Origin of the sequence: Nocardioides sp. YIM 152315 (genome assembly GCF_029210375.1) — a bacterium.
Taxonomy (GTDB): domain Bacteria; phylum Actinomycetota; class Actinomycetes; order Propionibacteriales; family Nocardioidaceae; genus Nocardioides.
The window spans coordinates 19,020-41,687 of sequence record NZ_JARGER010000015.1 but is presented as its reverse complement, the minus strand read 5'-3'; the positions used below and the strand labels follow the sequence as shown (position 1 = coordinate 41,687).

28 protein-coding genes are annotated in these 22,668 nt (G+C 72.8%); 19 read left to right on the top strand and 9 right to left on the bottom strand.

Features of this window, described 5'->3' with window-relative positions; genetic code table 11:
• Window position 1 precedes the first annotated feature (1 nt).
• Genes PZ894_RS04065 through PZ894_RS04050 form a run of 4 tightly spaced genes read right to left on the bottom strand, consistent with a single transcriptional unit; the run spans window position 2 to window position 1,865 of the window.
• Window positions 2–301: an AzlD domain-containing protein gene (locus PZ894_RS04065; RefSeq protein WP_275742727.1), complete on the bottom strand. Its 300-nt coding sequence runs from the start codon at window positions 299–301 to the stop codon at window positions 2–4.
• A complete protein-coding gene (locus PZ894_RS04060) occupies window positions 298–990 on the bottom strand; it encodes an AzlC family ABC transporter permease (protein WP_275742726.1) in 693 nt (230 codons plus the stop codon). The genes PZ894_RS04065 and PZ894_RS04060 overlap by 4 nt, the downstream gene beginning before the upstream one ends.
• 36 nt (window positions 991–1,026) lie before the next feature.
• Complete coding sequence (locus PZ894_RS04055; RefSeq protein WP_275742725.1) at window positions 1,027–1,245, bottom strand: hypothetical protein; 219 nt, start codon at window positions 1,243–1,245, stop codon at window positions 1,027–1,029.
• A 53-nt stretch (window positions 1,246–1,298) separates the two neighbouring features.
• Window positions 1,299–1,865 carry a GNAT family N-acetyltransferase gene (locus PZ894_RS04050; protein ID WP_275742724.1) on the bottom strand — a complete coding sequence of 189 codons (567 nt, stop codon included), beginning with the start codon at window positions 1,863–1,865 and terminating at the stop codon, window positions 1,299–1,301.
• An 87-nt stretch (window positions 1,866–1,952) separates the two neighbouring features.
• On the opposite strand from PZ894_RS04050, the gene paaA reads away from it, so the two are divergent.
• From paaA to PZ894_RS04015, 7 genes are all read left to right on the top strand, one after another.
• Window positions 1,953–2,867: a 1,2-phenylacetyl-CoA epoxidase subunit PaaA gene (paaA, locus tag PZ894_RS04045; RefSeq protein WP_275742723.1), complete on the top strand. Its 915-nt coding sequence runs from the start codon at window positions 1,953–1,955 to the stop codon at window positions 2,865–2,867.
• 67 nt (window positions 2,868–2,934) lie between these two features.
• The gene (gene paaB, locus PZ894_RS04040; RefSeq protein ID WP_275742722.1) at window positions 2,935–3,216 is read left to right on the top strand and encodes a 1,2-phenylacetyl-CoA epoxidase subunit PaaB; all 282 of its coding nucleotides are present in this window, start codon (window positions 2,935–2,937) and stop codon (window positions 3,214–3,216) included.
• Window positions 3,217–3,284: 68 nt separating this feature from the next.
• Complete coding sequence (paaC, locus tag PZ894_RS04035; RefSeq protein WP_275742721.1) at window positions 3,285–4,010, top strand: 1,2-phenylacetyl-CoA epoxidase subunit PaaC; 726 nt, start codon at window positions 3,285–3,287, stop codon at window positions 4,008–4,010.
• Entirely contained in the window at window positions 4,010–4,495 is a 486-nt protein-coding gene (gene paaD / locus PZ894_RS04030; RefSeq protein ID WP_275742720.1) for a 1,2-phenylacetyl-CoA epoxidase subunit PaaD, read from the top strand. The genes paaC and paaD overlap by 1 nt, the downstream gene beginning before the upstream one ends.
• Before the next feature lies 1 nt (window position 4,496).
• Complete coding sequence (gene paaE / locus PZ894_RS04025) at window positions 4,497–5,555, top strand: 1,2-phenylacetyl-CoA epoxidase subunit PaaE (protein WP_275742718.1); 1,059 nt, start codon at window positions 4,497–4,499, stop codon at window positions 5,553–5,555.
• 13 nt (window positions 5,556–5,568) lie between these two features.
• On the top strand, window positions 5,569–6,345 hold the full coding sequence (locus tag PZ894_RS04020; RefSeq protein WP_275742716.1) for a protein phosphatase 2C domain-containing protein: 777 nt from the start codon (window positions 5,569–5,571) through the stop codon (window positions 6,343–6,345).
• Window positions 6,346–6,588: 243 nt separating this feature from the next.
• Complete coding sequence (locus PZ894_RS04015) at window positions 6,589–7,593, top strand: aldo/keto reductase family protein (RefSeq protein WP_275742715.1); 1,005 nt, start codon at window positions 6,589–6,591, stop codon at window positions 7,591–7,593.
• A gap of 37 nt (window positions 7,594–7,630) precedes the next feature.
• On the opposite strand, the gene PZ894_RS04010 is transcribed toward PZ894_RS04015, so the two are convergent.
• Window positions 7,631–8,218 carry a DUF3043 domain-containing protein gene (locus PZ894_RS04010; RefSeq protein ID WP_275742714.1) on the bottom strand — a complete coding sequence of 196 codons (588 nt, stop codon included), beginning with the start codon at window positions 8,216–8,218 and terminating at the stop codon, window positions 7,631–7,633.
• A 135-nt stretch (window positions 8,219–8,353) separates the two neighbouring features.
• Between PZ894_RS04010 and PZ894_RS04005 the strand changes: the two genes are divergently transcribed.
• The 8 genes from PZ894_RS04005 to PZ894_RS03970 all read left to right on the top strand — a co-directional run bounded on the left by PZ894_RS04005 (window position 8,354) and on the right by PZ894_RS03970 (window position 16,269).
• Window positions 8,354–9,154 (top strand): PspA/IM30 family protein, encoded by an 801-nt coding sequence (locus tag PZ894_RS04005; protein WP_275742713.1) that lies wholly within the window; start codon window positions 8,354–8,356, stop codon window positions 9,152–9,154.
• 37 nt (window positions 9,155–9,191) lie between these two features.
• Complete coding sequence (gene htpX, locus PZ894_RS04000) at window positions 9,192–10,103, top strand: zinc metalloprotease HtpX (protein WP_275742712.1); 912 nt, start codon at window positions 9,192–9,194, stop codon at window positions 10,101–10,103.
• A gap of 12 nt (window positions 10,104–10,115) precedes the next feature.
• Window positions 10,116–10,706, top strand: coding sequence for a hypothetical protein (locus PZ894_RS03995; RefSeq protein WP_275742710.1), 591 nt, complete (start codon window positions 10,116–10,118; stop codon window positions 10,704–10,706).
• A gap of 133 nt (window positions 10,707–10,839) precedes the next feature.
• Window positions 10,840–12,015 (top strand): efflux RND transporter periplasmic adaptor subunit, encoded by a 1,176-nt coding sequence (locus tag PZ894_RS03990; protein WP_275742708.1) that lies wholly within the window; start codon window positions 10,840–10,842, stop codon window positions 12,013–12,015.
• Entirely contained in the window at window positions 12,012–12,734 is a 723-nt protein-coding gene (locus PZ894_RS03985) for an ABC transporter ATP-binding protein (RefSeq protein ID WP_345799135.1), read from the top strand. The genes PZ894_RS03990 and PZ894_RS03985 overlap by 4 nt, the downstream gene beginning before the upstream one ends.
• Window positions 12,731–13,957 (top strand): ABC transporter permease, encoded by a 1,227-nt coding sequence (locus PZ894_RS03980; protein ID WP_275742706.1) that lies wholly within the window; start codon window positions 12,731–12,733, stop codon window positions 13,955–13,957. The genes PZ894_RS03985 and PZ894_RS03980 overlap by 4 nt, the downstream gene beginning before the upstream one ends.
• A 27-nt stretch (window positions 13,958–13,984) precedes the next feature.
• Window positions 13,985–14,665, top strand: a complete 681-nt coding sequence (locus PZ894_RS03975) for a hypothetical protein (protein WP_275742704.1) — start codon at window positions 13,985–13,987, stop codon at window positions 14,663–14,665.
• Window positions 14,662–16,269 (top strand): HlyD family efflux transporter periplasmic adaptor subunit, encoded by a 1,608-nt coding sequence (locus PZ894_RS03970; protein ID WP_275742702.1) that lies wholly within the window; start codon window positions 14,662–14,664, stop codon window positions 16,267–16,269. Before PZ894_RS03975 ends, PZ894_RS03970 begins: the two co-directional genes overlap by 4 nt.
• Window positions 16,270–16,321: 52 nt before the next feature.
• Here the strand turns inward: PZ894_RS03970 and nadA are convergent, their stop codons facing one another.
• Window positions 16,322–17,506, bottom strand: coding sequence for a quinolinate synthase NadA (nadA, locus tag PZ894_RS03965; RefSeq protein ID WP_275742700.1), 1,185 nt, complete (start codon window positions 17,504–17,506; stop codon window positions 16,322–16,324).
• A gap of 30 nt (window positions 17,507–17,536) precedes the next feature.
• Complete coding sequence (locus PZ894_RS03960; RefSeq protein ID WP_275742698.1) at window positions 17,537–18,418, bottom strand: GNAT family N-acetyltransferase; 882 nt, start codon at window positions 18,416–18,418, stop codon at window positions 17,537–17,539.
• A 34-nt stretch (window positions 18,419–18,452) separates the two neighbouring features.
• On the opposite strand from PZ894_RS03960, the gene PZ894_RS03955 reads away from it, so the two are divergent.
• Together PZ894_RS03955 and erpA are read left to right on the top strand one after the other, a co-directional pair.
• A complete protein-coding gene (locus PZ894_RS03955; RefSeq protein ID WP_275742696.1) occupies window positions 18,453–19,535 on the top strand; it encodes a glycerate kinase in 1,083 nt (360 codons plus the stop codon).
• A gap of 61 nt (window positions 19,536–19,596) precedes the next feature.
• Complete coding sequence (erpA, locus tag PZ894_RS03950) at window positions 19,597–19,959, top strand: iron-sulfur cluster insertion protein ErpA (protein WP_275742694.1); 363 nt, start codon at window positions 19,597–19,599, stop codon at window positions 19,957–19,959.
• Window positions 19,960–20,018: 59 nt separating this feature from the next.
• Here erpA and PZ894_RS03945 read toward each other — a convergent pair whose 3' ends face one another.
• Window positions 20,019–20,228: a hypothetical protein gene (locus PZ894_RS03945; RefSeq protein ID WP_275742692.1), complete on the bottom strand. Its 210-nt coding sequence runs from the start codon at window positions 20,226–20,228 to the stop codon at window positions 20,019–20,021.
• 143 nt (window positions 20,229–20,371) lie between these two features.
• On the opposite strand from PZ894_RS03945, the gene PZ894_RS03940 reads away from it, so the two are divergent.
• Window positions 20,372–21,355, top strand: coding sequence for a carbohydrate kinase family protein (locus PZ894_RS03940; RefSeq protein WP_275742690.1), 984 nt, complete (start codon window positions 20,372–20,374; stop codon window positions 21,353–21,355).
• Between the two features lie 4 nt (window positions 21,356–21,359).
• On the opposite strand, the gene PZ894_RS03935 is transcribed toward PZ894_RS03940, so the two are convergent.
• Entirely contained in the window at window positions 21,360–22,040 is a 681-nt protein-coding gene (locus PZ894_RS03935) for a helix-turn-helix domain-containing protein (RefSeq protein WP_275742688.1), read from the bottom strand.
• A gap of 35 nt (window positions 22,041–22,075) precedes the next feature.
• On the opposite strand from PZ894_RS03935, the gene folE reads away from it, so the two are divergent.
• Window positions 22,076–22,666: a GTP cyclohydrolase I gene (gene folE / locus PZ894_RS03930; protein ID WP_275742686.1), complete on the top strand. Its 591-nt coding sequence runs from the start codon at window positions 22,076–22,078 to the stop codon at window positions 22,664–22,666.
• The last annotated feature ends 2 nt before the right edge of the window (window positions 22,667–22,668 follow it).

Genomic DNA, 22,668 nt, shown 5'->3' with positions numbered 1-22,668 from the left:
CCTACGCCAGCCGCACGAGGGCCGCAGCCAGCGCAGCGCCGAAGACCACCACCAGGAACGGCGCCCGCAGGAGCAGCAGCACCACCGCGACGGCCAGCCCGAGGGCACGAGCATCGACGACGAGCTCGTGCCCTCGGGCGAACACCTGCACGGCGACCAGCGCCGAGAGCAGCGCCACGGGGATGAGGTCGGCGACCCGCTCGACCAGGGGCCGTTCGAGCACCCGCGGTGGCACCGACAGGCCCGCCAGCTTGAGCAGGTAGCAGCCGATCCCGGTGACGACGACGGCGACCCAGATCATGACGGCCGCTCGCTGCGGGTGAGCACGCCGGCCAGCAGGGCGACGGTGGCGGCAGCGAGGACCGGCACGCCGGCGGGCACGACCGGGACCGTCGCGAGGGCGACGACGGCGGCGGCGACCGCGACCTGGAGGTTGCGGCGCCCGCGCAGCCGCGGCCACAGCAGCGCCAGGAAGGCGGCGCCGACCGCCGCGTCGAGGCCGTAGGTGCGCGGGTCGCCGATGGCATTGCCGGCGACGGCGCCGATGCACGTGGCGAGGTTCCACAGGACGAAGATCGAGACGCCGGTGGTCAGGAAGCCGACCCGCGCGGCGGCCGTCGATCCCCGCGTGACGCCCATCGCGGTCGACTCGTCGATGAGCACGTGGGCGGCCAGGACCCGCCGCAGGCCGGTGAACCGGAGCAGCGGCGCCATCCGCAGCCCGTAGAGCGTGTTGCGGGTGCCGAGCAGGAGGGCCGTCAGCGCACCAGAGATCGGTGCGCCGCCGGCCGCGACCACCCCGATCAGCGCGAACTGGCTGGCGCCGGTGAAGACCAGCAGCGACAGGACGCAGGTCTGGGCGACCGAGAGCCCCGCCGCGACGGAGACCGCGCCGAAGCTCACGCCGTACGCGCCGGTGGCGACGCCGACGCCGAGACTGTCGCGGATGATCGAGCGCCGCTCGCGGGGATCGAGGAGTGCGTCGGTCACCCGGCCGAGGCTAGTGGGGTGGTGCGAGTGGTCGTGCTAGTGGCGGCGGACGCGCACCGGTCGAGCTCGGTGGTGGAAGTCGTGCAGCAGCACGTAGTTGAGGAGCAGGCCCGCGAGCAGGCCCCATCCGATGCCGGCCCCGATCAGCGCCGGGGCGTCCAGCGCCTCGACCATCCACACCCCGGAGAGCAGACCCACCACCAGCGCGGTGAGGATCACGAGCAGGCGGTGCAGGCGCGGTAGAGGTCCGAACACGGGAGTGCTCCGTTCTGGAGTGGGACTCCATCCTCGTCCTGGATCCTGGGAAATCAAGAGGTGACTTCTGTGAGTGCCGTGTGCATCCTGACCTGCTTGACCCGGGTGGCGCCGGAGCCGTCGAGATCGAGCTCACGATGGGCGCCGTCGGCGGCCCATCCGGCGCCGGTCAGGAAGGTGCGCAACGCGTCGTCGGTGGCGACCGTCCAGAGCACGGCGCGCCGGAATCGGTCGGCCGCCATCGTCTCGGCCGCCGCCTGGAGCAGCCGCGAGCCATGACCCTTCCCGCGCTCGGCGGGCTCGACGGTGAGCTCGGCGAGCTCGCCGTCGACGATCGGGTCGCAGTCGGGGTCGCCGGCGGGCGAGCAGATCGCGAACCCGACCACGCGGTTGCGCTCGAGCGCCACGAGCACCCGGTTGCGGGCATCGCCGGGCCGGCCGAGGGACGCCCGCCAGGCGGCCGCCGCGGCCTCGGGATCGTCCGGGATCGCGTCGGGCGGCAGCACGCCGGCGTACGCCGCGCGCCAGGTGCGCAGCTGCAGCGCGGCGATCGCCGGCGCGTCGTCCGCCCAGGCGATCCGCACCGACACGTCGGCGGTGGGGAGGCTCCGCTCGCTCATGCGCACCATCCTGTCAGCCGGTCCCGGCTGTTACAGAACGTCGTTCGTCCGGAAAGAATCTGTCACAAGTCTGCTAGCCTGCCGAACGTGCACTTCGAGGAGCTGCTGGCCGGGGACGGTCGCGTCGAGCCACGCGACGAGATGCCGGACGCCTACCGTCGCACCCTGGTCCGCCAGATCGCCCAGCACGCGCACTCCGAGATCATCGGCATGCAGCCCGAGGGGAACTGGATCAGCCGCGCGCCGTCGCTGCGCCGCAAGGCCATCCTGATGGCCAAGGTGCAGGACGAGGCCGGCCACGGGCTCTACCTGTACGCCGCTGCCGAGACCCTCGGCGTCGACCGGGCCGACCTGCTCGACCAGCTTCACGGCGGCCGGCAGAAGTACTCCTCGATCTTCAACTACCCGACGCTCACCTGGGCCGACGTCGGCGCGATCGGCTGGCTCGTCGACGGCGCCGCGATCGTCAACCAGGTGCCGCTGTGCCGCTGCTCCTACGGGCCCTATGCCCGCGCGATGGTGCGGATCTGCAAGGAGGAGTCCTTCCACCAGCGGCAGGGCTTCGAGATCCTGCACACGCTCGCCCACGGCGCGCCCGCGCAGAAGGCGATGGCCCAGGACGCGGTCGACCGCTACTGGTGGCCCTCGTTGATGATGTTCGGGCCGCCCGACGACGACTCGACCCACTCCGCGCAGTCGATGGCGTGGGGGATCAAGCGGTTCTCGAACGACGACCTGCGCCAGCGGTTCGTGGACATGACGGTGCCGCAGGCGGAGGTGCTCGGCCTGACGCTGCCCGACCCGGAGATCCGGTGGAACGACGAGCGCGGCCACTACGACTTCGGCGCCGTCGACTTCACCGAGCTCTTCGAGGTGATCAAGGGCAACGGCCCGTGCAACCGCGAGCGGATGGCCCACCGGGTCGCGGCCCACGAGGACGGCGCATGGGTGCGCGAGGCGGCCGCGGCGTACTCCGCCAAGCGTGCCGAGGCGGCGGCATGACTACCCCGCGGTGCTCTTCGCTTCCCCCGCCTCGCTCCTCCAGCGAACGACACCGCGGGGACCCCGCATGAACGCGTGGCCGCTGTGGGAGGTCTTCGTGCGCTCGCGGCGGGGCCTGTCGCACGTGCACGTCGGCTCGCTGCACGCCCCGGACGCCGAGCTGGCGCTGCGCAACGCCCGCGACGTCTACACCCGTCGACAGGAGGGGGTCTCCCTGTGGGTGGTGCCGTCGTCGTCGATCGTGGCGTCGGACCCGGGGGAGCGGGACGCGTTCTTCGACCCGGCCGAGGACAAGGTCTACCGGCACCCGACGTTCTACGACGTGCCCGAGGGGGTCGAGCACCTATGAGCACCCCACCGAATTCTTCGTCTCCTCCGCTTCGCTCCTCCGACGAACAATTCGCCGGGGACCCCGCCGTGACCACCTCCTGCGACTACGTGCTCGCCCTGGCGGACGACGCCCTGGTGTCCGCGCAGCGGATGAGCTGGTGGATCAGCCGGGCACCCGAGCTCGAGGAGGACGTCGCGCTCGCGAACATCGGCCTCGACCAGCTCGGCCAGGCGCGGGCCCTGCTGACCTACGCGGGCGCCCTGGAGGGTGCCGGGCGCACCGAGGACGACCTGGCCTACCTGCGCGACGACCGCGAGTTCCGCAACGTGTGGCTGGTCGAGCGGCCGCAACCGGACTTCGGGGTCACCATCGCGCGGCTGCTGATGCTCGCGACGTGGCAGTCGGAGCTGTACGCCGCGCTCGTGTCCTCGTCCGACGCGACCCTCGCCGGCATCGCGGGCAAGGCGGTCAAGGAGGTCGCCTACCACGTCGACCACGCCCGGCTCTGGACGCTCCGGCTCGGCGACGGCACCGAGGTCTCGCATGCCCGGATGCAGGCGGCGCTCGAGAGCGAGTGGCCCCACCTCGAGGAGCTCTTCGCGCCCGTCGACGGCGCGGTCGTGGATCCGCGATCGCTGCGCGACCGGGTGATGGGACGGATCGAGGAGGTCGTCGTCGAGGCGACCCTGTCGGTCCCGCAGGTCGCACCGGCCATCGGGGGAGGCCGGCGCGGCCTGCACACCGAGCACCTCGGGCACCTGCTCGCGGAGATGCAGCACCTGCACCGATCGCACCCGGGAGCGACGTGGTGATGAGCCTCCAGTCCGCCGCATGGAAGATCGCCGCCGACCTCCCCGACCCCGAGCTGCCGGTGGTGACCATCGGCGACCTGGGCATCCTGCGCGACGTCACCGAGGACGACCAGGGACGCGTGCACGTGACGATCACCCCGACGTACTCCGGGTGTCCTGCGATGGAGACGATCAGCGCGGACCTGGTCGAGGCGTTGACGTCCGCCGGCTACCAGAGAGTCGACGTGGAGTACGTGCTGTCGCCGGCGTGGACGACCGACTGGATGACCGAGGAGGCGCGGGCCAAGCTCGCGGCCTACGGCGTGGCGCCGCCGGGCCCGGCCGCGGCCGTCGCCGGTCCGGTCCCGCTGCAGCTCGCGGTGCGGTGCCCGCAGTGCGGGTCGCTCGACACGCGGGAGTCGAGCCGCTTCGGCTCGACCGCGTGCAAGTCCCTGTGGGTGTGCCGGGCGTGCCGGGAGCCGTTCGACCACTTCAAGGCACACTGAGGTGTCGGCGACCTTCCACTCGCTGCGGGTCGCGGCGATCGACGAGCTGACCGACGACGCGGTCGCGCTGACCTTCGAGGTGCCGCCGGCGCTGGCGCCCGACTTCCAGTGGAGCCCCGGGCAGCACCTGAACATCCGCGGCGGCGACGACGTACGCCGCTCCTACTCGATCTGCACCACGCCGACCTCGGGCCGGCTGCGGATCGGTGTGAAGCGGCTCCCGGGGGGCGCCTTCAGCACCGGCGTCCTCTCGACGCTCGCCGTCGGCGACGCCCTCGACGTCATGACGCCCGCAGGGCGGTTCACCACGCAGGTGTGCCCGACGGCCGCGCGGCGCTGCGTGGCGGTGGCGGCGGGCTCGGGGATCACGCCGATCCTCTCGATCGTCACCGCGGTCCTCGAGGGTGAGCCCGACTCGACGGTCACGCTGGTCTATGCCAACCGCACGCACCGGTCGGTGATGTTCCTCGACGAGGTGCACGACCTCAAGGACCGCTTCCCGGCCCGGCTGCAGATCGTGCACGTCCTGTCGCGGGAGACCTCCGAGGTGGAGCTGCTCTCGGGGAGACTCGACGGTGCCCGCCTGTCGCGCCTGGTCACGGCGTTCGGACTCGACGAGGCCGACGACTGGTTCCTCTGCGGCCCCCAGCAGATGCTCACCTCGCTCCGCGACGCCCTCGCCGGGCTGGGGGTGCCGGCCGAGCACGTGCACAGCGAGCTCTTCCACGCCGACCCGGTCGAGCGCGCGCCGCTGGAGGCGCTCGCCGACGCCCCGGACGGCGCGGCCCAGGTGACCGTCCGCCTGGACGGCCGCTCCTCCTCGCTCGACCTGCGTCCCGACGACGTACCGGTCCTCGAGGCCGCGCTCCGGGTCCGCTCCGACCTGCCCTTCGCCTGCAAGGGCGGCGTCTGCGGCACGTGCCGTGCCCGGCTGGTCTCCGGCACCGTCGCGATGGACGCCAACTACGCGCTCGAGCCCGAGGAGATCGCCGCCGGCTACGTGCTCACCTGCCAGGCGCACCCCACCTCGGAGGAGGTCGTGCTCGACTACGACGCGTGAGAGCCTCGGAGGCGTGCGCGTCACGATGGCGACCAGCCCCGGCCACGTCGGGCGGGACAACGAGGACTTCGTCGGAGCCGTCCCGGCCTCCGTGGTGCTCCTGGACGGCGCCGGCATCCCGGGTGCGGAGCAGCTGTGCCGCCACGGCGTCGCCTGGTACGCGCACTCGCTCGGCGCCGCCGTGCTCGGTCGGCTGTCCCGCGGCCCCGGCGTCGACCTCGTCGGCGCGCTCGCCGAGTCGATCGACGAGGTCACGGGTCGGCACCGCGGCACCTGCGACGTCGCCGACCCGAGCAGTCCGCAGGCGACCGTCGCCATGGTGCGGGTGACGGACGGACGCCTCGACCACCTGGTGCTCGGCGACTCGTACGTCGTGCTGGCCGGCGTCCGCCCCGTCGTACTCGCCGATCCACGCGAGCTCGACGTCCGGGCCGCCGTCATCGCGGAGCACGACGACCTGGCGGCGCGGATCGACGCCTTCCGCGCCCGACGCAACCGACCCGGCGGCTACTGGATCGCCAAGGACGACCCGGCGGCCGCGGCCGAGGCGGTGACCGGGAGCGTCCCGCTGGCGTCTCTCGACGATGTGGCAGTGCTCAGCAACGGCGTCCGGCGCCTGGTCGATCCCTACGGCGTCCTGGGCTGGGCCGGTCTCATGGAGCGTCTGCGCGCCGGCGGTCCCGACGACGTGCTCAGCCGGTTGCGTGCCGTCGAGCCCCACCCCGACGGGGCGCCGGACGACGCGACGGTCGCGTACTGCGCTCTCCGGTCCGCCACGCCCCCAGCGTGACGGGGTCGGTGGTTGAGGAGGTTGCGCAGCAACCGACGCTCGAAACCACCCCGGGGGTGCGTAGTTGCGGTGGTTTCGAGGCCGGGCGCGGGGGCGCCTTCCTCAACCACCGGGGTGCCGGGCGCGGGGCGCCTTCCCCGATCACCGTGCCCGAGGGCCGGGGGCGCCGGTGGGCCGGCGTGCGTCGTGTCCGTGTGGCCGGCCTGTCGGGAGCGACCACCAGCGGCTGGCTAGGGTCGAACCATGAAGACTCGCAACCTCGGCGGCAGTGGACTGAAGATCTCGGAGATCGCGTACGGCAACTGGCTCACCCACGGGTCGCAGGTCGAGGAGGACGCGGCGACGGCGTGCGTGCGGCAGGCGCTCGACGAGGGCATCACGACGTTCGACACCGCGGACGTCTATGCCAACACCGCGGCCGAGACCGTGCTGGGCAAGGCGCTCGAAGGTGAGCGTCGCGAGGGGCTGGAGATCTTCACGAAGGTCTTCTGGCCGACCGGGCCCGGCAAGCACAACGACCACGGCCTGTCGCGCAAGCACATCATGGAGTCGATCGACGGCTCCCTCGAGCGCCTGCAGACCGACTACGTCGACCTCTACCAGGCGCACCGCTACGACCACGAGACACCGCTCGAGGAGACGATGGAGGCGTTCGCGGACGTCGTGCGTCAGGGCAAGGCGCTCTACATCGGCGTCAGCGAGTGGCGCGCGGAGGAGATCCGCGCGGCCCACGAGCTCGCGCGTGAGCTGCGGATCCCGCTGGTGTCCAACCAGCCGCAGTACTCCATGCTCTGGCGGGTCATCGAGGCCGAGGTCGTCCCGACCAGCGAGGAGCTCGGCATCGGCCAGATCGTGTGGTCGCCGATCGCCCAGGGCGTGCTGACCGGCAAGTACCTCCCGGGGCAGCCGGCGCCCGAGGGCAGCCGCGCGACCGACGAGAAGGGCGGCGCGAACATGATCGGCCGGTGGCTGCGCGACGACGTCCTCGAGCGGGTCCAGCAGCTCAAGCCGATCGCGGACGAGGCGGGGCTGTCGATGGCTCAGCTCGCGGTGGCCTGGGTGCTGCAGAACGACAACGTCTCGGCCGCGATCATCGGCGCCAGTCGGCCGGAGCAGGTCACCGACAACGTCAAGGCGTCGGGGGTGAGCCTCGACCCGGCGACGATGAGGGCGATCGACGACGTCGTCGGCCCGGTCGTCGAGCGCGACCCCGCGAAGACGCAGTCGCCACGTCGCCGCGACTTCTGACGACAGGTGGGGAGGCCGACCCGCCCGAGCCGCAGCGTCAGCGCCGGTACTCGTCGGGCAGCGCCTGCCCGATCTTCACCTGGGGCTTGGGCAGCCTCATGAACTTCATCTGCATCGCCCGCGTGATCGCGTAGTAGGTCGTGCCCTTCAGCGGCTGCTCGGGGAAGCGCCGCGCCAGCTCGCGGCGCAGGCGGAAGCGCAGCCAGAACATGTCGAAGACGACCACGATCACGATCACCAGCAGCAGCGTGTTGCCCCACTGGGCGAGCGCGCGGCTGCCGGAGTAGCCGAGGACCATCGTGACCAGCAGCAGCGGGATCACGAGCTCGATGAGCGAGAAGCGCGCATCGACGTAGTCGCGGATGAAGCGCTTGACCGGGCCCTTGTCCCGAGCCGGGAAGTACCGCTCGTCGCCGTCGCGCATCGCCTGCCGGACGGTCTTGCTCGACTCCGAGCGCGTCGCACGCTGGGCGGCCGCCAGCTCCTTGCGGGTGCGCGGAGTCTTCGCGCGCGCCTTGGCGGCGGCCTCGGCGTCCTTGCGGGTCGGGGTGGGACGACCCTTGCCGCCGGCCTTGGTGGTGGCGCTGGACTCGGGGGCGGGCTCGGACTTGCTGCGACGGAACAACGCGGGGCCTTCGGTGGTGATCGAGGAGCGGGAACGAAACGTTCCTCTCAGACTACCGGCGGCGTCGCCATGACTTGCCATTGCAGCCTAGGGTTGGGCCTGAGACCGGACCGTATCGAGAGGGACCACGCCGCAATGGGACTCTGGCAGCGCTTCACCCTGATCTTCAAGTCGAAGGCGAGCAAGGCGCTCGACCGCGCCGAGGACCCGCGGGAGACCCTCGACTACAGCTACCAGAAGCAGCAGGAGCTGCTCTCCAAGGTACGCCGCGGGGTGGCGGACGTCGCCACCAGCCGCAAGCGCGTCGAGCTGCAGATCAACCAGCTCGAGCAGCAGTCCACGAAGCTCCAGGGCCAGGCGCAGAAGGCGATCTCGGTGGACCGCGAGGATCTCGCCCGCGAGGCCCTGACCCGCAAGTCCGGGCTGACGACGCAGATCAACGACCTCAAGGGGCAGCACGCCCAGCTGCAGGCGGAGGAGGAGAAGCTCACCCTGGCGCAGCAGCGGCTGCAGGCGAAGGTCGAGGCCTTCCGCACCCGCAAGGAGACGATCAAGGCGACCTACACCGCCGCCGAGGCCCAGACCCGCATCAACGAGGCGATGTCGGGCATCGGCGACGAGCTCGGCGACGTCGGCCAGGCGGTCCAGCGGGCCGAGGACAAGACCGCGCAGATGCAGGCCCGCGCGGGCGCGATCGACGAGCTCATCGCCTCCGGCGCGCTAGACGACGTCACCGCTACCAACAGCGGCGACGACATCGCGCGAGAGCTCGACGCCCTGAGCTCCCAGACCGACGTCGAGGCCGAGCTGGCCGCGCTCAAGGCCGGTGGCTCGAGCGGGCAGCCCGACGCGATCGAGGCCGGCGACGACGGCGACATCCTCGAGCCCGCCCCGGAGAAGAAGGCCCAGGAGAAGGCCGACGGCGAGCAGGCCTGACGCCACCCACGCTTGCGCGATCCCGGAGAATAGGGCCATGGCACGCACGCGCTTCGTCGGCGACCCGGGGCTGACCGCCCGGATGACCACCGTGATCTTCCTGCTCGGCGCGCTCTTCGTCGCCCTCATCGCGATCCTGATCGCCGTCGCGCCCGCCGGCTGGGCGCCGATCATCGCCGTCATCGGCCTCGGCGTCGTCTGGTTCCAGTGGTACAACTCCGACAAGGTCGCCATGAAGGCGATGCGCGCGCGGGAGGTCACTCCGGAGCAGGCGCCCGAGCTGCACGCGATGATCGACCGCCTCTGCGTGCTCGCCGACATGCCCAAGCCGCGGGTCGGCGTCGCCGACACCGACCTGCCCAACGCGTTCGCCACCGGTCGCTCGCCCAGCCACTCGGCCGTGGTCGTCACCACCGGCATCCTCAAGCGCCTCAGCGCCGAGGAGCTCGAGGGCGTGCTCGCGCACGAGCTCTCCCACGTGGCTCACCGCGACGTCCTCGTCATGACCGTCGCGTCGTCGGCGGGCATCGTCGCGGGCATGCTCACGCGCGGCGCACAGTACGGCGCCATCTTCGGCGGCAACCGCCGCGACAACAACAACGGGCTGCCGGTCTGGCTGGTCGTGCTCGTCGTCTCCCTGATCACGTACGCCGTGAGCTTCCTGCTCCTCAAGCTGCTCTCGCGCTACCGCGAGATGTCCGCCGACCGGGCGGGCGCCTACCTCACGATGAAGCCCGAGGCGCTCGCCTCCGCGCTCCAGAAGATCACCGGCGAGATGAACACCATCCCCGATCGCGACCTGCGGGCGTCGAAGGCGATGAACGCGTTCTTCATCGCGCCGGCGGTCAAGGGCGTCTCGCTGCGCACGCTCACCTCCACGCACCCGACGCTCGAGCAACGGCTCGAGCAGCTCGCGAAGATCCGCGCCGAGCTCGACCGGTCGGCCTGAGGGGCCGTCCTGATGGGTTTCTGGGCAGCTGTCACCGGTCGCTCGCGCCCCAAGGCACCCCGTCTCGACGCGCTCTTCCACGTGCCGAGCGCGGCGATCACGCTGGAGACGAGCCTCGGGCTGCGCCCGACCGGCGCCGGCTCGGTCTGCTATCGCGCGGCGACCGGCAACGCCTTCCAGCAGGTGCAGTCGGAGGTCGTCGAGCTGCTGAACGCCGATCCCGACCAGCCCGACGTCGAGCTCTCCGAGGACGAGTACGGCTTCACCTGGCTGGTCGTGCGCGACGAGCGCGCGGGTCTCGACGGGATCGCCGACCTCTGCACCGACCTGCACGCGGTCAACACCTCGCTGGAGGAGCAGGGGTTCGGGCCGGGCCTGCTCTGCTCGCTGATCCCGTTCGAGGGGGCGGACGGCCGGCGGGTCGGCCTGGTCTACCTCTACAAGCAGGCCACGTTCTACCCGTTCGCGCCGCAGGCGGGCACGACGGACCGCCAGCGCGACAACCTGCTCGAGATCCAGCTTCGCGACACCCTCGCCGGCGAGCTCCCGATGGAGCAGGACCTCGGCCGGTGGCTGGCCGTGTGGGGCGCCCCGGGCATGTAGCCCGACGCACAGCCCGACGCACAGCCCCACAGCGCGCAGACAGGTCGGCCCCAGGGGCGGCACAGACCGCGCCGGCAGGGTCTCCCTCGCGGGCCGACCGGTCCCGCATCGACCCACGTCGAGAGGGACCACCGTGCGACTGCCCGCCCGTCGCCGCTCGCGGATCCTGCTGGCTTGCGCCCTGGTGGTGCTGGTCGCGGTCGCGAGCTCCGGCGCCTGGCTGTTGATCCGTGACAGCTCACAGGCCGCGTCCAGCACCACCGCGACCGTCTCCACCGAGACCGTGCGCGACACGGTCACGGCTGACGGGACCGTCGCCGCCAGCACGACGGCGGACGAGTCGTTCGCGGTCGCCGGCACCGTCACCCGCGTCGCGGTCGCCGAGGGCGACAGGGTCCGCAAGGGCGAGGTGCTCGCCGTCGTCGACGACGCCGGCCTCGTCGCCACCCGCCGGGCCGCGCAGTCGTCGTACGACGCCGCGCTCGCCCAGCTCGACGAGGACGAGGACGCCGGCGCCAGCGACGTCCAGCTCGCGAGCGACCGGGCCGCGATCGTCTCGGCCCGTGCCTCGCTCGCCGACGCCCGGCGTGCGGTCGAGGACGCCACCCTGCGCGCCTCGATCAGGGGCACGGTCACGGCGGTCGGGCTGAGCAAGGGCGACACGGTCGGTTCGGGAGCCGCGGGTGCGGACGCCGCAGGCGCGGGCGACACCACCGACTCCACGAGCGGCACGATCTCGATCGTCGCGACCGGCACGTACGTCGTGGACGCCACCGTCGCCGCCGCCGACGTCGACAGCCTGAAGAAGGGGTTGCAGGCCGAGGTCGCCGTCACGGGCGTCACCGACACGGTCTACGGCACCGTCGAGGAGGTCGGGCTCGTCGCCGAGACCAACGACAGCGGCGCCGCGGCCTTCCCGGTGACCATCGGCGTCACCGGCAGGCGGAAGGACCTCTACGCCGGGGTCTCCGCCACCGCCACCATCATCACCAGGCAGCGCCAGGGCGTCCTCACCGTCACCAGCCGGGCGCTCTCGACCGAGGACGGCGCGACGTACGCCACCAGGCTCGAGGACGGCGACGAGACCAGGGTCGAGGTCGAGACCGGCGAGACCTTCGGCATGACCACCGAGGTCCTCTCCGGGCTCGAGGACGGCGACACGGTCGTCGTGCCGGGCTTCGAGCGGATCGTCGGAGGCGGTGGCGACGAGGGCGGACAGCAGGGCGCCCCCGACGGGGGCGAGCCTCCCGCCCTCAGCGAGCTGCCGGGTGGCGGCCAGGGCCCGACGATGGAGGGCCCGGCCCAGTGAGCACGACGCCGATCAGTCCACCCATCATCGCGATCGAGGGCATCCGCAAGACCTACCGCACCGGCAGCCTGGAGTTCGAGGCGCTGTGCGGCATCGACACCACGATCCGCGAGGGCGAGTACGTCGCGGTGGTGGGTCCGTCGGGATCCGGCAAGTCGACGCTGATGAACATCCTCGGCTGCCTCGACAACCCCACCGTCGGCGGCTACCACCTCGCCGGCGAGGACGTGTCGACGATGTCGGAGGCCCAGCTCGCCGAGGTGCGCAACCGCCGCATCGGCTTCGTCTTCCAGCAGTTCAACCTGCTCGCCGGCCTGCCCGCGTGGCGCAACGTCGAGCTGCCGCTGGTGTACGCCGGACTGCCGCGTCACGAGCGACGGGACCGCGCCGTCGCCGCGCTCGAGCGCGTCGGCCTCGGCGACCGCACCGAGAACCGCCCCGGTGAGCTCTCCGGCGGCCAGCAGCAGCGCGTGGCCGTCGCCCGGGCCCTGGTCACCGAGCCCGCGATGATCCTGGCCGACGAGCCGACCGGCAACCTCGACTCGCGGTCGACCGCGGACGTGCTCGACCTCCTGGACGCGCTGCACGACGCCGGCCGCACGATCGTGCTGATCACGCACGAGAAGGACGTCGCCGCGCGCGCCGGCCGCAACCTGGTCATCAGCGACGGCCGGATCGTCTCCGACACCCCGGCCGTACGCGCGGGGGCACCCGCATGAACTGGATCGAGACCCTCCGCGCGGGCGCGGAGGCGGTGCGGGCGCACCGGATGCGATCGCTGCTGACGATGCTTGGCATCGTCATCGGCATCGCGTCGGTGATCCTCACCGTCGGCTTCGGCCAGGGCGCGCAGCAGCAGGTGCGCGACGAGATCGACGCGCTCGGCAGCAACCTGCTGATCGTGTCGCCGGGCAGCGCCACCGACTCCGGCGGCCTGCGCGGCGGCTTCGGCTCGGCGACCACGCTCACCCTCGAGGACGCCACCGCCATCGCCGACGACACCGCAGCGCCCGACGTACGTCGCGTCGCGCCGACCACATCGTCGTCGGTGTCGCTGGCGGCGGGGGAGACGAACTGGACGACCTCGCTGGTCGGCACCACGACCTCGTGGGCCGACGTCCGCGCCCGCACCCTGACCTCCGGGCGGTTCTTCACGGCGGACGAGATCGCCTCCGGTGCGCACGTCGCGGTGCTCGGGCCGGACACCGCGAGCGAGCTCTTCGCCGTCGGCAGCCCGGTCGGACGGACCGTGACGGTGGCCGGCCAGCAGCTGACCGTGATCGGGGTGCTGGACTCGAGTGGTGCCTCCGACTCCGGCAGCTCCGAGGACGACCAGGCGATCCTGCCGATCAGCACCGCCAAGGCACTGACGGGCGCGACGTCGGGCTCCGTCTCGACGATCTACGTCGAGGCGACGTCGCAGGAGACGCTCAGCGCGGCGTACCAGGAGGTCGAGAGCCTCCTGGCGACCCGACACCGCGTGACCGCCGCGGAGGCCGACTTCGGCATCTCGACCCAGGAGTCGCTGGTCGAGACCGCGAACTCCACCAACAAGACGCTGACCGTCCTGCTGACCGGCATCGCCGCGATCTCGCTGCTCGTCGGCGGGGTCGGCGTCATGAACATCATGCTCGTCTCGGTGACCGAGCGGATCCGCGAGATCGGGCTGCGCAAGGCGCTCGGCGCGACCCCGCGGGTGATCGGCCGGCAGTTCCTCGTCGAGGCCTCGATGCTCGGCCTGGTCGGCGGCGTCGTCGGCCTCCTGGTCGGGGTCGTCGGCTCGTGGGTGCTGCCCCCGCTGATCGACCAGCCGATCACGCTCTCGGCGCTGGCGGTGGGCGCCGCGCTGCTCACCTCGCTCGGCCTCGGCGTCGGCTTCGGGGTCTATCCCGCGAGCCGAGCCGCCCGCCTCACGCCCATCGACGCCCTCCGCAGCGAGTGACGCTGCACCACCACGAAAGGCCCTTCCATGAACCTGACCCGCGTCACCCTCGCCACCGCGCAGGTGCAGAGTCGGCAGGGCGGCCAGGTCGCGGTCACCTGGACCGAGGACACGACGTTCACCGAGCAGGTCGACGGCACGCTCGACGATGTCACCGTCGGCGCCTGTGCCGTGGTCACGACCGGCGCGGAGACCTCGCAGGACTCCACGGAGGAGGTCGCCGAGGTCGCCGCCGCGACGGTGCGGGCGACCGAGGCGAACGACGGCGGTGGCTGCGGTTTCGGTGCCGGCGGGCCCGGCCGAGGTGAGCCTCCGGAGGGGACGCCGACGGACCGGCCCAGCGATCGACCCAGCGACCTGCCCGGGGACCTGTCGTCGGATGCGCCGAACGGCCCGCGGGTGCGCGGCGTCGGCACGGTCGGCGAGGTGACCGCGGTGTCCGCCGACGGCTTCACCCTCAGCACGATCACCCCCGACAGCGACGACGCCGCCGAGGTGACCGTGACGGTCGGCGACGACACGACGTACACGACGACGGCGGACGCGAAGTCCTCGGCCGTGAGCGTCGGACGCTGCGTCACCGCGCGCGGCGAGAGCGACGACACCGGTGCGGTCACGGCCGACACCATCAGCGTCTCGGACCCGGTCGACGGCGAGTGCGGTCTCGGGTTCGTCAGGCGCGACCCGGAGGGCGGGGACACCGCATGAACACCCCGCGTCGCGCCATGGCGGGGATCGCGACCCTCGCCGTCGTCGGGGTCGGCTGGGCGGGGTACGCCGCGCAGGCCGACGACCCGTCGTACCGGACCGCTCGAGCGACGACCGGCGACGTCGAGGAGACGCTCGACCTGGCCGGCACCGTCGAGCCGGCCGGTCGGGCCGACCTCGCGTTCGCGACGTCGGGCACGGTCGCACGGGTCGCGGTCGAGACGGGCGAGCGGGTGAGGGCCGGGCAGACGCTCGGGACCCTCGACGACGAGACGCTCCGCAGGGCCGTGCAGGCGGCCCGCGCGACCCTGGCAGGCGCCCGTGCGCAGCTCGAGTCCGACGTCGCCGCCCAGACCGCCGCGGTGTCGGGGGCGGACAGCGGGTCGTCAGAGGCGCCGCAGTCCGACCAGGGTGCGCAGGGTGCGCAGGAGCCGCGGACGCCGCAGGGCCCGACGGTCCCCGCGACTCCCGCGCCGTCGGCGACACCCGACGAGGAGCCCGAGGAGCCCGAGGAGCCCGAGGAGGGGTCGGACGCGCTCGCCGACCTCGCCCAGCAGCAGCGGGCCGTCATCGCCGCGCAGTCGACGGTGTCGGCGTCGCTGGCAGCCGCGCAGCAGGCGCTGGAGGCCCAGCAGGCCGCGTGCGTCGACGTGACCGGCCAGGGCTGCACCGACGCGCTCGCGGCGGTGCAGGCGGCGCAGCGGCAGGTCGCCACGGACCAGCAGGCGCTGCAGGACGCGCTCGACGCCCTCGGGGGCACGCTCTCGGCCGCCGCCGGCGGCGGGTCGGCCGACGCCGTCGCCGCGACGACCGCCCGGGAGCCCGCGATCGTCCTGGTCGCGGAGACCACCCCCACCGGCGGCGCGGGCGGCGGCGTGAGCGGCACCGTCACGGCGGCGACGCTGGCCCGCGACCAGGCGTCGATCGACCAGGCGAGGGCCGACCTGGTCGCCGCCGGGCAACAGCTGGCGACGGCCGCGGTGACCGCCCCGCTCTCGGGGAAGGTCGTCGCCGTCGACGCAGGCGTCGGCGACTCCGTCGCCGCGGGGACCGACGTCTTCGTGTTGGTCTCGCAGGGCACCACGACCGTTCGGGTCGCTGCGACCAGCACCCAGGTGCAGCGGCTCGAGGTGGGTCAGCGCGCCACGGCGACGCCGGCCGGTGCCGAGAAGGCGCTGGCCGGCACCGTCACCCAGGTCAGCTCGGTGCCGGACGACGACGCGACGTACGCCGTGACCATCACGCTGAAGCGCAAGCGTCTGGACATCGCCACCGGCCTCACCGCGACGGTGGCGGTCGTCACCGGCTCGGCCTCCGACGTGGTCACGGTGCCGGCCTCGGCGGTGTCCGACGGCACGGTGACGGTGCTGGAGGACGGCGCGGCCACGCCGACGCCGGTCACGACCGGCGTCACCGGCGGCACCCGCGTCGAGATCACCGAGGGGCTGTCGAAGGGCGACGAGGTGGTCCTCGCCGACCTCGACCGGGCGCTGCCGAGCGGCGACACCCGGACCGGGGAGCTCCGGTCCGGCGGGGGCGGCGCCCCCGGTGGTGGGATGGTCCGGTTCCGCAGCGGTCCCGGCGGCATGCCGATGTCGCAGTGACCCGCTGCCGACGCTGACCCGCCCGAAAGTTTCGGGCGGGTCAGCGTGGAGATCAGTCCTTGGCGGTCTTCCCCGGCAGGGCGAGCATCCGCTCGAGCGCGACCAGCGCCCACTTCTCGGTCTCGGGGTCGACCTCGATCCGGTTGACGACCGTCCCGGCGACCAGCGACTCCAGCGCCCACACGAAGTGGGGCAGGTCGATGCGGTTCATCGTCGAGCAGTAGCAGACGGTCTTGTCGAGGAAGACGATCCGCTTGTCGGGGTGAGCGGCCGCCAGCCGCTTCACGAGGTTGAGCTCGGTGCCGATCGCCCAGCTCGAGCCCGCCGGCGCCGCTTCGATCGTCTTGATGATGAACTCGGTGGAGCCGACCAGGTCGGCCCCGAGCACGACCTCGTGGCGGCACTCGGGGTGCACCAGGATGTTGATCCCGGGGATCTCGGCGCGCAGGTCGTCGACGACGTCGGGGGAGAAGCGGCCGTGCACGGAGCAGTGGCCCTTCCAGAGGATCACCTTCGCGTCGCGCAGCTGCTCGACGGTGAGGCCGCCGTGCGGACGGTACGGGTCCCAGACCACGCAGTCGTCGAGCGAGTAGCCCAGCTTCAGGACAGCGGTGTTGCGTCCGAGGTGCTGGTCGGGCAGGAAGAGGACCTTGGCGCCGCCCTCGACGTCCGCCTTCTGCCCGAAGGCCCACTCGAGCGCGACCTCGGCGTTGCTCGAGGTGCACACGACGCCGCCGTTGCGGCCGCAGAAGGCCTTGATGTCGGCCGAGGAGTTCATGTAGGTGACGGGTACGACGGAGTCGGCGACGCCGGCCTCCGCCATCGCCTCCCACGCCATCTCGACCTGGGTCAGCCGGGCCATGTCGGCCATCGAGCAGCCGGCGGCCAGGTCGGGCAGGATCACCTGCTGGCCGGGACCGGTGAGGATGTCGGCGGACTCGGCCATGAAGTGCACGCCGCAGAAGACGATGTACTCCGCCTCCGGCCGCGCCGCAGCGTCGCGGGCGAGCTTGAAGGAGTCGCCGGTGACGTCGGCGAACTGGATGACCTCGTCGCGCTGGTAGTGGTGCCCGAGCACGAACACCCTCTCACCGAGGGCCTCCTTGGCCGCTCGGGCACGCGCCACCAGGTCGGGGTCCGAGGCCGGGGGCAGGTCACCCGGGCACTCGACGCCTCGCTCGCTGGCGAGATCGGTCCCGCGCCCGAGGGGGAGCAGCGGCAGGTCCACGGTCGTCATGACGGCCATCCTATTTGGTCGGGGCTCCGGTCAGAGCAGCGCACCGTGGTGAACGTACGGCGCGGGCGGCTTCATCCCGCGCAGCCCGAGATATCCCTCCTGGTGCAGCTCGAGCCGAGCGGCGAGGCCGACGTCGAGCACCCACTGGTTGGCGCCGGTGACGTGACCCACGCTCGCGCGCTCCGGCGCCTCGGCCAGCGCGGCCCACAGCAGCCGGGTCGCCGTGCGCCGGTTGGACGCCGCCAGCAGCGCGAGCCGCCCCCGCTCGTCGAGGTAGGCGTAGCCGGAGCCGGTCGAGGTGTCGGACACCAGCAGTCGCCAGGTGCGCAGCATCAGCTCGTGGTCCGGCCCGTGCCCGGCGCCGCGGGCTCCGCGGTCGAGGGAGTCCATCAGCTCGACGTCGCCCGCGCTGCCCTCGCGGACCTTCTCGATCGCCGGCAGCGCCGACCGGTCGACGGTGCCGGTGAGGTGCATCTGCGGGTGCAGCTCGAAGCCGACCTGGTGGTAGATCCGCACCGCCTTGGTGTCCGCCGACGCCGCCAGCATCCACCGGGTGCACGACCGGCCGTGGTTCATCGCGGCGGCCAGCAGCGGCTTGCCGATGCCCCGGCCCTGACGGCCCGGCAGCACGGCGTACGTCGCGAGGCACCACAGCACCTCGCGCCGGAACGACGTCGCGATCCCGACGATCCCGGTGTCGTCCTCGGCGACCCAGCAGCCGCCCGGGTCGGTGCGCACGAGGTGGCGGGTCCGCTCGATCCACACCGCGCGGTGGGTCTCGGAGCGGCGCTCCGGCGCGGGGCCCGCGGTGCGGCGCATCCGGGTGTCGAGCTCGAAGAACCCCTCGTCGCTGATCCGCTCGGCCTCCGGGACGTCGTCGACGGTCATCGGTCGGATCACGAGGTCGGTCACCCGCCCGACCCTAGGGACCCGCGAGGATGGTCGCATGCGCATATTGGTCGCCCCCGACAAGTTCGCCGGCACGCTCACCGCCGTCGAGGCCGCGGACGCCATCGCGGCGGGCTGGCGGCGGCGGGCGCCCGACGACGAGATCGACCTCGCGCCCATGGCCGACGGCGGCCCCGGCTTCGTCGACGTGCTGCACGCCGCGCTCGGAGGCGACCTGCTGGCGGTGACCGTGCGCGGCCCGCACGGGGAGCCGACCCCGGCGACGGTCCTGGTCCACGAGCGGACGGCGTACGTCGAGAGCGCCCAGGCCTGCGGCCTGCACCTCACCGGCGGCGAGGGCGCCGAGACCGCGACGACGTACGGCGTGGGCGAGCTGGTGCGCGCGGCGGTCGACGCCGGGTCGAGCCGGGTCGTCGTCGGTCTCGGCGGCAGCGGCACCAACGACGGGGGAGCGGGGCTGCTGGCCGCCCTCGGCGCCACCGCCGACCGCCCGCTCGACCAGGGGGCCGCCGGGCTGGCCGGGGTGACCCGGATGGAGGTGCCGACGGTGCCGGTGGAGCTGGTCGCCGCCACCGACGTCGACAACCCGCTCACCGGTCTCTTCGGCGCGACCAAGGTCTTCGGGCCGCAGAAGGGGGTCCCCGACGATCGGCTCCCGGTGCTCGACGGCTGGCTCCAGGACCTCGCGGCCGCGACCGACCGCAAGGTCGCCCTGGCCGAGGGCGCCGGCGCCGCCGGCGGGCTGGGCTTCGGGCTGCTGCTGCTCGGTGCGACGCGCGAGCCGGGCATCGGCGTCGTCGCGGCGGCGCTGCGGCTCGCCGACCGGGCCCGCGTCGCCGACCTGGTGGTCACCGGCGAGGGCGCGTTCGACTACTCGAGCCGGGGCGGCAAGGTGCCGTATGGCGTGGCCGAGGTCGCCGGGGCCGTGCTGCGCCCCTGCGTGGTGCTGGCCGGGCAGGTGCACGTCGGCGCGCGGGAGATGCGGGCGCTGGGCGTCGAGTCGGCGTACTCGCTCGTGGAGGTGGTGGGAGAGGAGCGGGCCTTCGCCGATCCGGCCGGGGCGCTCGCGGCGCTCGCGGGGCGCGTGGCGCGGACCTGGTCGCGCGAGTCACCGGAATAACCGCCCGTGTGCGACCATTGGTGTCAGTGAGACCGTTCCATCGACTTCGGGAGAATCGCCCATGACCGAGCAGGTCGAGACCACCACCGAGCGCCGCGCCGACTCCATCAACCTGAGCCCCGTGGCCGCCGCCAAGGTGAAGAGCCTCCTCGAGCAGGAGGGCCGCGACGACCTCTCGCTGCGCATCTCCGTGCAGCCCGGCGGGTGCTCGGGCCTCCGCTACCAGCTGTTCTTCGACGAGCGCAGCCTCGACGGCGACGTCGTGACCGACTTCGACGGAGTGGCCGTCGTCGTCGACCGGATGAGCGTCCCCTACCTCAACGGCGCGATGATCGACTTCGTGGACTCCATCGAGAAGCAGGGCTTCACGATCGACAACCCCAACGCCACCGGCTCCTGCGCCTGCGGCGACAGCTTCCACTGACACAGCTCGACGAAGCCCCCATCCGATCCGGTCGGGTGGGGGCTTCGCCGCGTCTCGGGTCAGTCGCCGTCGAGCTGGAGGTGGAGCGCCCGGGCGAGCCGGGCGGCGGCCTCGGGGACCTCGATGCCCGCGGCCTTGGGCTGCTCTCGGGAGAGCTCTCGGGCCGCGGCGGCCAGGGGCCGGGTCAGCGCCGCCTGCGCGGCGAGGCAGTCGGCGCTCATCTCGGCGGGGCTGGAGAGGTCCTCGTAGGCGAGGCGCTGGCCGCTCATGCGCGTGCTCGCTTCGCTCCGTGCGCGCATGAGACACAGGTCGCGCTGTCCTGCATGATTCGCTCGCTCCGCTCGCTCATGCGTCGAAGGTAGGCGCTACCGATTGGTACCCGTAGCGGTACCGATCGGTAGTGTTCCGTGTCGTGTCCTTGCTGATCGCCGGCTCCATCGCCACCGACCACCTGATGACGTTCCAGGGCAAGTTCCGCGACTCGTTGGTCGTGGAGCAGCTGGACAAGATCTCCCTGTCGTTCCTCGTCGACGACCTCGAGATCCGGCGCGGTGGCGTCGCCGCGAACATGTGCTTCGGGCTCGGCCAGCTCGGGCTGCGGCCGGTGCTCGTCGGCGCGGCCGGCGAGGACTTCGCGGACTACCGCTCGTGGCTCGAGCGCCACAACGTCAACTGCTCCCACGTGCGGATCTCCGACACCCAGCACACCGCCCGCTTCGTGTGCACCACCGACCCGACCGGCGCCCAGATCGCGTCGTTCTACCCGGGGGCGATGAGCGAGGCGCGGCTGATCGAGCTCGGTCCCGTGGTGGCGCGTGTCGGCGAGCCGGAGTACGTGCTGATCGGCGCCGACGACCCCGACGGCATGCTGCGGCACACCGAGGAGTGCCGCCAGCGCGGCTACGCGTTCATCGCCGACCCGAGCCAGCAGCTCGCGTTCAGCGACGGTGCGCTGATCCGCGACCTGATCGACGGGGCCGCGATCCTCTTCTCGAACGAGTACGAGTCACACATGATCGAGCAGAAGACCGGCTGGTCGGCCGACGAGGTCCTCGCGCGCGTCGGCGTCCAGGTCACCACGCTCGGCAAGGACGGCGTCCGCGTGACCCGCAGCGGCGAGGAGCCGATCGTGCTCGCGGCGGCCCGCGACGTCACCGCGGTCGAGCCGACCGGCGTGGGCGACGCGTTCCGCGCCGGCTTCCTCGCGGCGCTGGCGTGGGGGCTCGGGCTCGAGCGGGCCGCGCAGGTGGGCTGCGTGCTCGCGGCGTACGTCGTCGAGACGGTCGGCACGCAGGAGTACGCCTTCACGCCGGCCCAGTTCCTCGCCCGCGTCGAGCACTCCTACGGCCGCGAGGCGGCCGGTGAGGTGGAGGGGCACCTGAAGGCGATGGGCTGACCGGTCACGCGGTGGTCGAGATGCGAGGCGCGATCCGGCCCTTCACGCAGCACCGGCCGGCTTCGGGGTCGAGGCGGGCCGCGACGTCGCAGCCGACCCCGTCCGCGACTCCCTGCACGAAGGAGCGGTTGAGCCCGCAGACCAGGGCGGTGTGGCGGCGGGCCAGTGTGTCGAAGGGGCAGTTGGCGAGCAGCACGGTGTCGCCCTCCACCCGCGGCTCGAAGCCCTGGGCGGCGAGCGCGCGGCTGAACGCCGGGACGTCGTTCCCGTCCGCCGTCGCACCGACCTCGCGCCCGGCGTCCGTGGCCGCCGCGTCCAGCGCGGACGCGAGGGACTCGCCCGACGACGCCCGCTCGACGCCGGCGGCGAGGATGTGCCCGACGAGGTCGTAGGCGCGCTCCGGCAGGGAGACGGCGACCTCTCCGTCGGCGCGCCGGTAGAGCTTGCTGGGGCGACCGGCGCCCGGCCCCCGGCGTCCGCCGAGCCGGCGGTACTCGGTCGCGAGCAGGCCGGTGGTGACCAGCTTGTCGAGGTGGAACTTCACGGTGTGCGCCGGCATGCCCAGCGCGGCGGCCGCCTCCTCGCGCCCGACCGGCGCGGACCGGCCCACGACGTACTCGTAGAGCGCCCGCCGCGTGGGGTCTGCCAGCGCGCCGACTCGGGTCGCGCGAGTGCCGAGGTCCATTGACGAGAGGATCCCACAGTTTCTAAAGTGCAACAATGACGATATTAGAAGCGCGGCGGCCCTCCGTCGACCTCCGGGCCGCGCGGGACGCCGCCGCCGACCTGCTCGCCGCCCTCGGGCTCGATCTCGCCGACGAGGCGATGGCCGCCACGCCCGGGCGGATGGCACGGGCGTTCGCCGAGCTCCTCACCCCGGTCCCGTTCGAGATGACGACGTTCCCCAACGACGAGGGCTACGACGAGCTGGTGCTGGTGCGCGACATCCCGGTGCGGTCTCTGTGCGAGCACCACATGCTGCCGTTCGTCGGCGTCGCGCACGTCAGCTACCTGCCCGGCGACCGCATCCTCGGGCTGTCGAAGCTGGCCCGGCTCGTCGACCACCACGCCCGCGGCGCCCAGACCCAGGAGCGCCTGACGCAGCGCGTCGCCGACCACCTCGGAGACGCGCTCGGCGCGGCCGGGGTCGGGGTCGTCGTGGAGGCGGAGCATCTCTGCATGACGCTGCGGGGCGTCCGGGTGCCGGGCAGCCGCACGGTGACCTCCGCCCTGCTCGGCCGCCTGCGGGAGGACCCGGCCAGCCGCGCGGAGTTCCTGGCGCTGACCCGCACCGGACCCACAGGAGGCTGAGA